Raw genomic sequence first — 13,675 nt, forward strand, 5'->3', positions numbered from 1 at the left:
GTTTAAATTGCTACGATCTTAACGAATTTCTATCGACTAGCGGAGATAGATTTACATTTTTTTTCTTAAATTTCAGTTTAAACGAGAATTTTCATGAAACTGGCGTTGTTTGATTTAGACCATACCTTGTTAAATACCGATTCAGACCACTCGTGGGGTGAATTTTTAGTCAATGAAGGTTTGGTTGATCCGGTTCATCATCGTCAGATGAATGATAAATTTTATGAAGATTACAAAGCAGGGCAACTTGACCCCTATGCTTATAACGAATTTGTCTTTGGATTTTTAACAAAGCACGATAATAATTACTTAACTGAACTTCACCAGTTGTTCATGCAAAAAGTGATTCGCCCACAAATGCGCCCTAAAGGTTTTGATGCAATCAAAAAACATCAGGACTTAGGACATGCGATTGTCGGAATTACAGCAACAAGTGATTTTATTACTGCACCAATTTTCCGTGAATTTGGAATTACAGAAATTTTGGCAACCAATGCTGAAGTTGCTGATGGGAAATATACGGGTAAAGTTGCTGGTTTAGCGTGTTATCAAAAGGGCAAGCTTGCACGTCTAGATGGGTGGTTGGAAGGGCGTAGCGTGTCTGAGTCTTGGGCTTATTCGGATTCAATCAACGATCGTTTTTTACTTGAATATGCAACGCATGCGATTGCAGTAAATCCTGATGATCGCCTTGAAAAACTAGCTCAAGAAAATAATTGGGATATCCAGGACTGGTCAATTTCACAGGCATGATATTCCTCAATATTTGAATCGCTTTTGTGGCATTGAGAGCAAGGGCGATTTAAATCGGTCATGATGATGAGTGAGGATATGATGGATAATCAGAATGAGGCCGAAGAAAAGAAAACCCGTAGAGGTAATTTTTTTGAACAAATGGGTGAAGAACTGATTAATGGTTTCCTCACACTTCTTGGTGAACTTTTTATTTACATTGTTTTTCTATTATTTTCAGGTACTTTAATTGGCATTGTCGTTGCCGCGATTTTCTTCGGTTGGGGCATACTATTTTTGCTGCTGCCTTTTGCTGTTTTGATTTATATTCTTTTTAAAAAATATAGTCGTTAATTCAATTATTCCTTATTCCTGCATCATTTTAATCAATTCTTGCATAGCTCTAGATTGGGTACGTGCAGGATGCCACACCATGCCTAATTGACGATTCATTTCGACATCTAAATCAAGTTGCTGCATATCTTGGTTCAGCAAAGTTTTTGGTAAAACTGACCAACCCAAACCAATCGACACCAACATGCGAATAGACTCAAGAGGGTTATTGCTCATGGTGATTTTTGGTTTAAGCCCTTGTTTTTCAAATTCGGCTAACGTGATTTGAGCAGTATAAGTTTGTGCAGCAGGTAACAAGCTTGGATATTCAATAAGGTCTTGTAAGGTCAGATGCTCTTTTTGTGCAAGTGGATGAAATGGAGCAGCAACAAAAACTAAAGGATCATTCCAGATTGTAATGTAGTTAAGGCGCTCGTCACCTGAAGGAGGAAGGGTTAAAAATGCTAACTCTAAATCACCAGCCAGCACTTTTTCATGCGCTTGCTCTGAGTCAACAAAATGCACATCTAAGGTGACCTGTGGAAATTGCTGAACAAAGTGTTTAAGGGGCGCGGGTAAATGGTGCAAGCCGATGTGATGACTCGTTCCAATTTTTAAACGACCTTGTACCTGATTTTGCTCATGGCTTAGGGTGTGATGGATATCTCCAAGCTCATTTAGCCAGTTTTTAACTTTGGGTAATAATGAATGAGCGGCATGAGTTGCTTGAACGCCTCGGCCTGCGGACTCAAATAGTTTGACACCAAAATATTCTTCTAGACTGTGAATCCGTTTGGTTACAGCAGGTTGAGTAATAAATAATTGATCTGCTGCCACAGAGATAGACCCTGTTTCCATAACTTTTACAAAAGCTTCAAAGGCTGCAAGATTCATAATACAACTCAACTTGGAATAGAAAAATCGAGGGGCTAAAGTTGCCAAGCCAAAATCGTATCATGCTTGCAGCAAAACGAGTTAGAAAGTTATGAATTACCGCACTAATCTTAGCCTAAGCCGTTGTCTCTTTCTCAGCTAAGGCTGAAATGCGGCGGTCTTTAGCTGCCCATACTTTTTCATGAAAGAAAAAAGCAAATGCTTGTACGGTTGGCTCAAGCATACTTAAAGTTAAAGCCATCCAGATATTACCTGTTACAAAGTATGCAACTATCATCGCTACGCTAATATGCATAATGTAATAGCTGAAGGTTTTCTTTAAGGTACGTTGATTATTTACAACGAATTTTTGAATATTAGCCATGATCATTCTCTTTAGCCACTTTAGATATTTTTAGTATAGAGATGAGAGTATAAGATTAAAAATTGATTATGCAAATGATAATCATTAACAAAAACGATTTATTAAATTTGATGTGTATAGAAGGGATTATGATTAATTCCAAAAAGTTTTCTAATTTATAAAAATGATAAATTAGATTTATGTGAAACTCTGGCTATAATCGAAGAAAGATTAGAATTACCCAGTCCAATGGAGCAAGACGACATGGCAGGCAAAACTTTATATGACAAATTGTGGGATGACCACGTTGTTTCACAGCGTGATGATGGCTCATGTTTACTTTATATTGACCGTCATTTATTGCATGAAGTGACTAGTCCACAAGCATTTGAAGGTTTGCAACTTGCTGGTCGTCAACCATGGCGTTTAAGTGCAAACGTTGCTACACCAGACCATAACGTTCCAACATCTAAAAAAGAACGTGAGCAAGGCATCGCGGGTATTGAAGATGATACGTCTCGTATTCAGGTTCAAACCTTAGATGACAATTGTAAAGCCTTTAATATTGTTGAATTTAATATTAATGATATCCGTCAGGGTATTGTGCATGTCGTCGGCCCAGAACAAGGCTTAACTTTACCCGGCATGACTGTAGTGTGTGGTGATTCACATACAGCAACACACGGTGCTTTTGGTTGTTTGGCACATGGTATTGGAACTTCTGAAGTTGAACATGTGTTAGCAACACAATGTTTGATTCAGAAAAAATCTAAAAATATGTTAATCCGTGTAGATGGCGTATTAGGCAAAGGTGTGACACCAAAAGATGTGGTGTTGGCAATTATTGCTAAAATTGGTACCGCAGGTGGTACAGGTTACGCGATTGAATTTGGTGGTCAGGTGTTCCGTGATATGTCGATTGAAGGACGTATGACTGTATGTAACATGGCGATTGAAGCGGGTGCTCGTGTCGGCATGGTTGCTGTCGATGACAAAACCGTTGAATACGTGAAAGGCCGCAGCTATGCACCAAAAGGCGAGCAATGGGAACAAGCAGTTGCTTACTGGAACACTTTACATTCAGATGAAGACGCTACCTTTGATGCTGTAGTTGAATTAAATGGCGCAGAGATTGAACCACAAGTGTCTTGGGGAACTTCACCTGAGATGGTTATTCCGGTAACTGAAGCTGTTCCAACCTTAGAACAAGCTAAAGATGACGTTCAACGTAATGACTGGACGCGTGCTTATCAATATATGGGCTTAAATGCAGGTCAGGCATTAGCTGATATTCAACTTGACCGTGTCTTTATTGGTTCTTGTACTAACTCTCGTATTGAAGATATCCGTGCTGCGGCTGAGGTGGTTAAAGGCCGTAAAGTAGCCTCTAGCATTAAGCAAGCCATGATTGTTCCGGGTTCAGGTTTAGTTAAACAACAGGCAGAGAAAGAAGGCTTAGATAAAATCTTCTTGGAAGCTGGTTTTGAATGGCGTGAACCAGGTTGTTCAATGTGTTTAGCAATGAATGCAGATAAATTACAACCAGGTGAACACTGTGCATCGACGTCTAACCGTAACTTTGAAGGTCGTCAAGGCAATGGTGGTCGCACTCACTTGGTGAGCCCAGCAATGGCGGCAGCGGCTGCAATCGCAGGTCACTTTGTTGATGTTCGTTCATTTTAATTCGGTCTGGAGCAAACCATGAAAGCTTATACAGTTGAACAAGGTATCGTTGCACCATTAGATCGTGCCAATGTTGATACAGATTTAATTATTCCAAAACAGTTTTTGAAATCAATCAAACGTACTGGTTTTGGCGATAACTTATTTGATGAACTTCGTTATTTAGATGAAGGCTATCCGGGACAAGATAATTCAGTTCGTCCAAAAAATCCGGATTTCGTTTTGAATCAACCACGTTATCAAGGAGCAAATGTTTTAATTGCTCGTACTAACTTCGGTTGTGGTTCAAGTCGTGAGCATGCACCTTGGGCATTGAATGAATACGGTTTCCGTACTGTTATTGCGCCAAGCTTTGCTGATATTTTCTTTAATAACTGTTTCAAAAATGGCATGTTACCTGTCATTTTGTCAGAAGAAATTGTTGATCAGTTATTTAAAGAATGCGCTGCTAATGAAGGACATCAATTAACAATTGATTTAGCGGCTCAAGAAGTGCGTACCCCAACAGGTGAAGCTTTTAAATTTGAAGTTGACCCATTTCGCAAGCATTGCTTGTTAAATGGCTTGGATGATATTGGTTTAACGCTTCAAAATGCGGATGCAATTCGCGCTTATGAAGAAAAAACTAAACAGGTTCGTCCTTGGGTATTCCAAGAGTTAAATTAACCTTTTGGTACATTTTAAACATAGCCATGGCGTAGTGTTCAAACTCTTGCTAACATGCTAAAGCATAAAAACACCTTAAAATTATGCACTAGATGAGGATTGGGCTTGAACAATGAAGAGGAACGTTACTCATAGCTTTTTGTTGAGCCTGTGCGCAATAACACTCAGTGCTTGTCAGAGCACGTACAATGTAGTGGATACTGTCCGTATTAAGCAGGCTGAACAAGAAAATTTGGGGCAGAATGCAGCAATATATTGTTCGGGTGCGAAGAGTTGTGAATTTGAACGACTAAATGATATTACTGTAGTGGATGCGCAAACACGACGAATTAGTAATCAGGCAATTCATCAAGGAATTGTACGGTTGCACGGTTCAGTGCTCGGGCAAACCAACAGTTTATATTTATCTGTGCCTGCTAAACAATATGAAGTGGTGATCCGTTTCTATCCGATTTCTCCAGATCGGGCTGAAACAATCCATGTGATTCACCAGTTTAATGCCAACCATCGCTATACATTTAAAATGTACCGAGACAAAACTAACCGTTCGGGTAGTTTGCTGAATGTTTCTGTACCAGATCCATTATGTGTCGACTTAGAGCAAGATGAGCGTGTTATTCGCCGTTTTTGTCGACCATTTGATGTAACAACAGGGCTAGGCGAGTTCCTTGAACAGAAAAAACTAACACCGCGGTCGTCATAACACTGCTTGTTTTTTGGAAAATGGAAAAAGTTCATGTCTAAACAGATTTTAATTTTAGCTGGTGATGGTATTGGTCCCGAAATTGTTGGGGCAGCAGAAAAAGTATTAAATACAGTAAATGAAAAATTTAATTTATCGTTGACTTGGGAACATGGCCTATTGGGTGGTGCGGCAATTGATGCACATGGCGAACCGTATCCAGCTGTAACGAGTGAACAGGCAAAAAAAGCTGATGCAATTTTACTGGGTGCAGTAGGCGGACCAAAATGGGATGCGATTGAGCGTTCTATCCGTCCTGAACGTGGTCTTTTAAAAATTCGTAGTGAACTCAACTTGTTTGCTAACTTGCGTCCAGCCATTCTTTATCCGCAATTGGCAGATGCTTCTAGCTTAAAACCTGAAATTGTTGCTGGTTTAGATATTCTGATTGTTCGTGAGCTTACTGGCGGTATCTATTTCGGTCAGCCACGTGGTATTCGTGAACTCGAAAACGGCGAAAAACAAGGCTATAACACTGACGTTTATTCTGAAAGTGAAATTAAGCGCATTGCAAAAGTTGCTTTTGAACTTGCAGGTTTACGTGGTGGTAAAGTCTGTTCGGTCGATAAAGCGAATGTTTTAGAAGTAACAGAACTTTGGAAGCAAACAGTTACTGATTTGCAGCAAGCGAGTTATTCAAACATTCAGCTTTCACATATGTATGTGGATAATGCTGCAATGCAGCTTGTACGTGCTCCAAAACAGTTTGACGTGATCGTAACAGGTAACTTGTTTGGCGATATCTTATCTGATGAAGCTGCAATGCTTACAGGCTCAATCGGCATGCTGCCATCAGCTTCTTTAGATGAAAATGGCAAAGGTATGTATGAACCTTGTCATGGTTCTGCACCTGACATTGCTGGCCAAAATGTGGCGAATCCATTAGCAACAATTCTTTCTGTTGCAATGATGCTTCGTTATACATTCCGTGAAGAAGCTGCTGCAAAAGCAATTGAAGATGCTGTAGGTCAAGTACTTGATCAAGGCCTACGTACAGCAGATATTATGTCTGAAGGTATGACAAAAGTTGGTACAGCCGAGATGGGTGAGGCAGTTGTAGCTGCTCTTGCTTAAAAGCTTCTTATAAAAAACGCAGCTCAACGCTGCGTTTTTTTATGCCTATGTTTTAGCAGGCTTTACCTTCATATTGAATAGACTCGGCAATATCATTTTTAAGCTGAAAAATAACTTTGCAGTTGAAATTCACATCGTAAGAATTGCCACCCAGATTACCTGACTGTATAGCGATAGAATTACCTCTCATATCGACATTAGTCACCATCGGAATTGGGATGTTTAATGGGCGTAAAATCGTATAGATGAGTTGATTGGGTGTTTTCTGTGGAGCATTAGCGACTTGAAAACCAAGACTACGTAGATTGATGTCTTGTCGAATGGTTGCAGAAGATTTGCCTAGAAAGCTCTTTAAATACTCTTGTAAATCTATAGATTGGCGTGGATGGCTAGTGCAACCGTTCACATTCATTATGATCAAACAAAGTAGGCCAATTTTACATCGGGTATCTATATTCATTTTTATCTCAATAAAAAATTATATTTATTATTAAAGAACAATAGGTTGGATTTGAATACTTGTAAAGTAAAAAAGGAAGATTATGATAAATGAAAGGTGAACTTACCTTTAGACTTATTCTTACATTCAAACCGTTCTAATAATAATTTTGTAGAAAACGAAGGGAAAATACGATGAGAAAAATTGCTTTTGCATTTTTATGCAGTTTAGGAATGACTGTCGTCTATGCAGATAACTGTGATAGTGCCCGCAATACTTATGATGATATTTACTGTACAAATAAAATTTATGCGAGTGCAGATGTAGATCTGAATAAGAATTATCAAGCATTGCGAGTAAAGTTAAATACTGCGCAAAAAAATATTCTTAAGAAATCTCAGCTTGCATGGATACGTCAACGTGATGCTGAGTGTACAGATTCAAATAGAAATAGTGTAGACGTGCAATGTCGTTTACAGACAACGCAAGAAAGAAACCATTGGCTGCAAGAAAGATTGCGTGAATGCCAAACGGTGGGATGTAAAACCAGTCGCTTAAGTGAATAAACAACGCAATAAAAAAGCCACATCATGAAGTGGCTTTTTTGCATTCACTAATTAGCGAGCACGGTACGTGATACGACCTTTAGTGAGGTCATATGGAGTCATTTCGACTTTTACACTGTCGCCAGTAAGAATACGAATATAGTGTTTACGCATTTTACCAGAAATGTGTGCAATAACTTCGTGACCGTTTTCAAGACGTACACGGAACATCGTATTAGGAAGCGTTTCGGTGACAACGCCTTCGAACTCAATGAGTTCCTCTTTATTGGCCATAGCCTACCTGATGATCAAATTGGGAAGGCGCAAATTATAGTCAATTTATTTAAAAAAAACAAGATAGACATACTTCTACTCAAGCATCTGGTTAAAGTATGACTAATAAAAAAAGATGTAATTTTTTTCACAAAAGAAGTTTAATTCTGTTGTCAGTTCGGTCAATCAACGCTAATCTAAAATCATAGTTATTAGGGACTGTTAATTGCGTAAAAGTCAACGGCCCTAAATATCAATGAAGTATCTACATGGAAGGGCACTGCGTGGGTCAGCTAACAGATGCATCAGTTGTATTACGCTTTGGCTATCAAGCGATTCGTCGTGCGGGATTGCCAACAGAAGAAATATTAACCAAAGCGGGAGTTGCTTTAAATCAGGTTGATACGAATGCACGTACACCGTTAAGTGCACAGTATGCCTTTTGGACTGCCGCTCAGGAAGTCAGTAAAGATCCAGATATCGGTCTGCATTTAGGCGAGCATTTGCCTTTATATCGTGGTCAGGTCATTGAACATCTATTTATTAGTAGTGATACCTTTGGTGAAGGCCTAAAGCGGGCTTTGGCTTATCAGCGCCTCATTAGTGACGCATTTGATGCAAAACTAGTGATTGAAGAAGGGCGTTGTTATTTAACCAATGGCGAGCAGATCGGTGCTGATAATCTTGTTAATCGCCATTTCTCTGAATGTGCAATTTCGGGCATCCTTAGATTTTTTAAATTTATTACCGAAGGGCAATTTCACCCGATTTTTATCGATTTTAACTTCAGCGAAGGAGCAGCTGAGGATGAATATTTCCGCGTATACGGCTGTCCGGTTAGTTTAGGTCAAAAAGAAACACGTTTATATTTTGATCCCGCTATTCTAGATTTTCAGCTTTGGCAAGCAGAGCCTGAGTTATTGCAATTGCATGAGCAGCTTGCGATTGAAAAACTACAAGAATTAGCGCGTTATGATCTAGTGGGTGAAGTTCGTAGAGCAATTGGTTCAACGCTGGAAAGTGGAGAAACAACCTTGGAAACGGTTGCTGCTCAGTTGAATATTACCCCACGTCGCTTACGCACTCAGCTAAGTGAGGCGAATACCAGTTTTCAGCAAATACTTTCTGATTATCGTTGCCGTTTAGCTAAAAAACTTTTGGCAAATACCAACGAGAGTGTTGAGCGTATTGTGTATTTAACTGGCTTCTCTGAGCCAAGTACGTTCTATCGCGCATTTAAGCGTTGGACGAATGAGACACCGGTTGAATATCGGAAACGTAAACAGCATCGCTAGATAAATATAAGTAGAGCAGGCTAAGCTTACTCAGGTAAGTTTAGCCAATGTGGCCCAAGTGGCGGCTGAGGCAAATCAAACTGCTCAGGATAATTACACTGAATAAAATAAAGACCATCTGGTGGGGCAGTTACTCCTGCTGCCTTACGATCTTGTGCAGCAAACATTGCATCGATATGATCAATTTCATACATCCCTTGACCAATTTCGAGTAAACATCCAACAATGTTACGAACCATATGGTGTAAAAAACCATCTGCCTGAATATCTAAAACCAAATAGCGTCCATGTTCAAATAAACGGCAATGTTTTACATGTCGAACAGGCTGATTTGATTGGCAGGCCGCTGCACGGAAGCTTTCAAAGTTATGAGTACCTTCAAATTTACTAGCTGCTTCAATCATCTTTTTCACATCTAACTGTTGGTAAATGTGAGTAACCTGTTTATGCAATAGTGCAGGGCGATGTGGAGTGTTATATATAATATAGCGGTAACGTCGAGCAATCGCTTTAAAACGGGCATGAAAACTTTCATCCATCAGTTTAATCCACTGAATGGAAATATCTTTAGGTAGTTGGCTGTTTGCCCCTCTTAACCACCCTGTTTCTGGGCGAATGGCATGCGTATCGAAGTGTGCCACCATGTTTGTCGCATGTACTCCTGCATCGGTACGACCAGCACCATGAAGTGCTATAGGTTCATTTGCGACTTTGCTAAGCACACGTTCAATGGTTTCTTGTACGCTGGCAACGCCTGGCTGTTGTGTTTGCCAACCTCGATATTGAACTCCGCTAAATTCAATACCGACTGCATAACGTTGCATGGCTTTACCTCTATTTAATGCAAATTTTCGTTCCAATGGCTGAACCATTGTTCTGGGGTTGAGTATTTTAAATAGATTTGAAGTGCTTTTGCATAGAGATCTGCATGACTATGTGCATCATTAATGACAATTTTTGCAGTTTTGGCCCAAGCACTAATTGCATAACGTTGGTCAATGCCGCCAAAGGTCACCTGTGTTGTCAAGATTGGAACACAACCATGAGCATACAGTTCATCTAAGGTTGCCAATAGTTCAGGGTTTACTGCGATATTGCCTGTACCAAATCCTTGTAACACCAAGAAGTGTGGTGGGGCAGGAAGTAAGTGACGTAATTGCTGTACCAAGTGCTGTGTTGCAATCGGTTGCATCATCCAGTTCAAAATCTGGAATGAAGCCGCTTTTTCAATTTGAGCATCTTGTACGATCAATTCATTTTGCTGAGGCGTAAACTCAACTTTACTACTTAAACCTGAAAATGCATCGAGTTCAGTCGTATGCGTTTTTAATGCAGTTTGTGCATGGAATACTTGATGATGGAATGCAAGATACGCACCTACAGGTAGGGCAATCACTTGTTCTAATGCAAGATATAAGTTCTCAATTGCATCAGTAAATTCACGAGTATTATCACCTTGAACATTGAGTAACGGGTATTGGCTACCAGTAATCACAATATGACAGCTTTGGCCTAAAAAGCGAGCTAGGGTTGCAGCAGCATAACTAAGAGTATCTGTACCATGAATAACGACGAAGTGTTGATAACCTTCGAGTTGGAGCTGTTGTATACGTTGAATAAGACTTAGCCAATCGGGCGCTGTGCAAGCGCTGCTATCTACAATATTTGGGGCAGCAAAACAGTCAACCGTTAAGTGGGGGGGTATAACTTTTTCAAGTTGAGGTAAGAATTGGTCATATGGCATAGGCGCTAAAGGTTCACCTACACAGCCAAAAGTACCACCCATATAAAATAAGGCTATTTTTTTCATCTTTTTCAGGCACAAAAGCAGTCATCTTTGACTGCTTATGGTAAAACGATCGGCCTTAAGAAGCTATGCGATTTAGTAGATTTTTCGCGCGTTGTTGTTGCTCTGTGTTGAATTTTTGCTCATTACTTGCCAACAAAGCGTGTGCTGCTGGATAAGCACCTAATTTAATGTATTGCTCTGCAAGTTGTAAGTCGAGTTCATTTTCATCTAACTGTTTTAATTCTGGAAAGGCGTCTAGAAGTGGATCCTCGATTTGAGTTTGAGTCGGCTCTTGATTTACTACCTCTATATGGTTTTGAGTTTCAATCTCTGGTGCTGTAACTAACGCAGGCTCATCTAACGAAAACTCAAGAGGGGCGATTGAAGTTGCTTCTAATGGAGTTTGTTCTGCTACTTTAAGCTCATCTAATGATGGAGCTTGTTCAACAGATTTCGTCTCTGAACTTGAAGGATTTAAGTCAAGGTTAAAATCTAAAGCATTGACGCTATTCTCTTGATCTGCTTTCACTTCTACTGTTTGAGGTTTTTCCTCAGTTTCATGCAGAGGTGTCAAGTCAAAAGAAAACTCTAAATCAGCTAGCTCATTTGTTTCTTGAGATGACGATACTTCTGGTACTTGCTGAGATGTTGATACTTCTGGTTCATGTACAGGTTGGCTGGTAGTTTCTGTAGCAGCAGTTTTTTCGAATGAAAAGTTAAATTCTAAAGGTTTAACTTCAACAGCAGGCTCTTGTTTTACCGGTGCATAGTCTTTCTGCAAGTCATCAAAAGAAGCTTCAGAAGAATTTGTGGTTAACTGGTCGAACTGAGCTGTTGTGTCTGGTGTATTTTTTGGCTCTTCGTATGTTTGAGCTTGAGGAAAATCGATGGCATCAGATTGGCTAGATGACTCATGTTCTGTTTTTCGTAATGCCTCATATTCTTTTTGTCTAGCTTCTGCTTGAGTCACTATTTCATTTAATGCCAAACTACGAATATGGTTAATCAGTTGCGTTGTCGCAAATTCATCTTTCTGTGCAATATGAACTTCAAGTAATAATAAATAAAGCTCGTGCTGAGTATTGTCTTTTTTTAACGCCTGATTCACTTGAGCTTCAGCTGCTGAATATTGTTTTTCTTGAATGAGCTGTTTGATTTTTTGACGTACAGCTTCTGGAACAGGGGTGCTTTGTGGAATAAGTGGAAGAGTGTCTTCTACTACATTTACTTTGCTTTTTTCACGCGAGTTTTTACTCGATTTAGAGTTTGCTTTTTTATTGGTTTTTTTATTTACCGTTTTAGGAGAGGTGGCCTCTTGTTTCTGGCTATTCTCGCGTTTTTTAAAAATAACAGCGACCACGAGTAATATGATGAACGGAATCACATATAACATTACTTTCCCCTTAAAATAAATATTTGCAATATGAAGCGAGCTAACTCTGGTTTTAACTTAATGTTTTTGCTTGTGAGTTTGTTGCTGTGCTTTTAACTGCTGTTGTAACTCTGCCAAACGTGCATTCAAAAGTTGAATACGTTGGTCTTTTAAACGTAAAGTTTGATTTAATTTGGTTACATTCCTTTGTAATGTAACGGTTTTTTCTCTTTTTGTCATAACTTTTACTGCTAACTCAGTATTGTTTTGACTTTGTTGTGTGCTCTTTTTAGCACTTCCATGTGTAGAATTTTGGCTGTTTTCAGCCACGATACTCATTTCTGCTTTTTGCAGGCGGTATTTAGCTTGGCCAGAAGGCGATTTTGCAGTATGCATTATTTCTGTTTTGGATTTATTTTGCTGATTTTTAGCGACAGGAGTCTGGCTAAGTTTTAGAGAAATTCCCTGACGTAAACGGTTTACATCACCTTGAATAAAAGCATGCTGGTTTTGTTGTTGGATATCATGCATGACTTTTGCAACAGGCTGTTTAGTTTTCGCCGCAATACGATTAGCAATGCTCCATAAAGACTCATTGTGCTGTACTACATATTTACCTGAAGTTACTGCTCCTCTAGACGTACTCAAGGTTTGTTTCTTTGCAGTATTTTGATTGATATTTTTGGGTGGAACAGGCTTCTTGTGTCCTGCTAAATTTTTAACCGTCGTTTTTGGCGAATTGTTTGCATCTGACTTATTCATAGCAGGTTTAGTTTGTGCCTGATTAGGCGTAGTACCTGTTGTCACTTGTTGAGCTATCTGAGCCGAAGAGTTTTCATCAAGTGAGGGCGTTGAATTCGTATTTATTGCAGGGACAGTCCCAGAGCTGATATTAAGGTTTTGTCCACTATTCGCATTTGTTGTAGTGGGGGCCGAAGTTGATGAAGCATAGTGCGTACTTTCTGGCAGATTTAAAGCAATATCCTTTTCATTCACAACAAGCTGAGGGGATAAAGTACTTTCGTTATTTTCAGTCTTTTTTATCGGAGAAGGTTTAATTACAGTTTTAATATGCTGTAAACGCGTTGCAGAACCTTCACTGATTTTTACAACAATATTGAGCTCAGGATCATTAACAGGTCGGGATGAGGTAATCACAATAACCCCAGAACCTTGACCATTTTGGCGTGTATAAAAATTAAGATTTCCCGGAGGCTGATGAGTTACACCCAAAGCACTTAAATCTTCAGGAGTCGCTAAACTCACTTGCAAGGTAGTGTTGGGGTCAGCTTGTTGGAAATTCATTTCTGCATATAACAAATCCCCAGGCGCAGACTGAATTTGTATAGGGTCTAATGTAATCGCATAAATAGAAGGCGAAGACATAATGGTGAAAATGGCAATTTTTAATTTGTTATAAACAGTCATCTCAATCCATGACCTAATAAGTCGTAAAGTCGTTCAAAATTATACAATAATGAAATGTAAATAAATT

The 13,675-nt window shown here is 39.3% G+C and carries 16 protein-coding genes; 8 read left to right on the forward strand and 8 right to left on the reverse strand.

Translation table 11 applies throughout. From position 1 onward, the window contains the following. The first annotated feature begins 93 nt into the window (after positions 1-93). Both FY048_RS10585 and FY048_RS10590 read left to right on the forward strand, forming a co-directional pair. Complete coding sequence (locus FY048_RS10585; protein WP_446091091.1) at positions 94-753, forward strand: HAD family hydrolase; 660 nt, start codon at positions 94-96, stop codon at positions 751-753. Positions 754-834: 81 nt separating this feature from the next. Next, the gene (locus FY048_RS10590; RefSeq protein WP_446091183.1) at positions 835-1,086 is read left to right on the forward strand and encodes a hypothetical protein; all 252 of its coding nucleotides are present in this window, start codon (positions 835-837) and stop codon (positions 1,084-1,086) included. Between the two features lie 12 nt (positions 1,087-1,098). Here FY048_RS10590 and FY048_RS10595 read toward each other — a convergent pair whose 3' ends face one another. Further along, on the reverse strand, positions 1,099-1,959 hold the full coding sequence (locus FY048_RS10595; protein ID WP_446091092.1) for a LysR family transcriptional regulator: 861 nt from the start codon (positions 1,957-1,959) through the stop codon (positions 1,099-1,101). Between the two features lie 115 nt (positions 1,960-2,074). After that, positions 2,075-2,329, reverse strand: a complete 255-nt coding sequence (locus tag FY048_RS10600; RefSeq protein WP_003654707.1) for a DUF2061 domain-containing protein — start codon at positions 2,327-2,329, stop codon at positions 2,075-2,077. A 237-nt stretch (positions 2,330-2,566) separates the two neighbouring features. On the opposite strand from FY048_RS10600, the gene leuC reads away from it, so the two are divergent. From leuC to leuB, 4 genes are all read left to right on the forward strand, one after another. Beyond that, positions 2,567-3,985 (forward strand): 3-isopropylmalate dehydratase large subunit, encoded by a 1,419-nt coding sequence (gene leuC / locus FY048_RS10605; RefSeq protein WP_446091093.1) that lies wholly within the window; start codon positions 2,567-2,569, stop codon positions 3,983-3,985. A gap of 18 nt (positions 3,986-4,003) precedes the next feature. Then, complete coding sequence (gene leuD, locus FY048_RS10610; protein WP_446091094.1) at positions 4,004-4,651, forward strand: 3-isopropylmalate dehydratase small subunit; 648 nt, start codon at positions 4,004-4,006, stop codon at positions 4,649-4,651. 112 nt (positions 4,652-4,763) lie between these two features. After that, positions 4,764-5,354, forward strand: a complete 591-nt coding sequence (locus FY048_RS10615; protein ID WP_003654712.1) for a hypothetical protein — start codon at positions 4,764-4,766, stop codon at positions 5,352-5,354. 33 nt (positions 5,355-5,387) lie between these two features. Next, positions 5,388-6,467 (forward strand): 3-isopropylmalate dehydrogenase, encoded by a 1,080-nt coding sequence (gene leuB / locus FY048_RS10620; RefSeq protein ID WP_004640985.1) that lies wholly within the window; start codon positions 5,388-5,390, stop codon positions 6,465-6,467. A 52-nt stretch (positions 6,468-6,519) separates the two neighbouring features. On the opposite strand, the gene FY048_RS10625 is transcribed toward leuB, so the two are convergent. Then, the gene (locus FY048_RS10625; RefSeq protein WP_446091095.1) at positions 6,520-6,927 is read right to left on the reverse strand and encodes a hypothetical protein; all 408 of its coding nucleotides are present in this window, start codon (positions 6,925-6,927) and stop codon (positions 6,520-6,522) included. 173 nt (positions 6,928-7,100) lie between these two features. Here FY048_RS10625 and FY048_RS10630 point away from each other — a divergent pair, with 173 nt between their 5' ends. Beyond that, on the forward strand, positions 7,101-7,472 hold the full coding sequence (locus FY048_RS10630; RefSeq protein ID WP_003654719.1) for a lysozyme inhibitor LprI family protein: 372 nt from the start codon (positions 7,101-7,103) through the stop codon (positions 7,470-7,472). 51 nt (positions 7,473-7,523) lie between these two features. Here the strand turns inward: FY048_RS10630 and infA are convergent, their stop codons facing one another. Further along, entirely contained in the window at positions 7,524-7,745 is a 222-nt protein-coding gene (gene infA, locus FY048_RS10635) for a translation initiation factor IF-1 (RefSeq protein WP_001284370.1), read from the reverse strand. 263 nt (positions 7,746-8,008) lie between these two features. On the opposite strand from infA, the gene FY048_RS10640 reads away from it, so the two are divergent. Beyond that, positions 8,009-9,019 (forward strand): AraC family transcriptional regulator, encoded by a 1,011-nt coding sequence (locus FY048_RS10640; RefSeq protein WP_005037036.1) that lies wholly within the window; start codon positions 8,009-8,011, stop codon positions 9,017-9,019. Positions 9,020-9,045: 26 nt separating this feature from the next. On the opposite strand, the gene truA is transcribed toward FY048_RS10640, so the two are convergent. Genes truA through FY048_RS10660 form a run of 4 tightly spaced genes read right to left on the reverse strand, consistent with a single transcriptional unit; the run spans position 9,046 to position 13,608 of the window. Next, entirely contained in the window at positions 9,046-9,843 is a 798-nt protein-coding gene (gene truA, locus FY048_RS10645; protein WP_132070941.1) for a tRNA pseudouridine(38-40) synthase TruA, read from the reverse strand. A 14-nt stretch (positions 9,844-9,857) separates the two neighbouring features. Next, on the reverse strand, positions 9,858-10,829 hold the full coding sequence (locus FY048_RS10650) for an asparaginase (RefSeq protein WP_446091096.1): 972 nt from the start codon (positions 10,827-10,829) through the stop codon (positions 9,858-9,860). Between the two features lie 55 nt (positions 10,830-10,884). After that, positions 10,885-12,201: a hypothetical protein gene (locus FY048_RS10655; RefSeq protein ID WP_446091097.1), complete on the reverse strand. Its 1,317-nt coding sequence runs from the start codon at positions 12,199-12,201 to the stop codon at positions 10,885-10,887. Positions 12,202-12,258: 57 nt separating this feature from the next. After that, positions 12,259-13,608, reverse strand: coding sequence for a type IV pilus assembly protein FimV (locus FY048_RS10660; protein WP_446091098.1), 1,350 nt, complete (start codon positions 13,606-13,608; stop codon positions 12,259-12,261). Between the last annotated feature and the right edge of the window lie 67 nt (positions 13,609-13,675).

It is taken from the genome of Acinetobacter sp. 1124_18A (genome assembly GCF_052824995.1).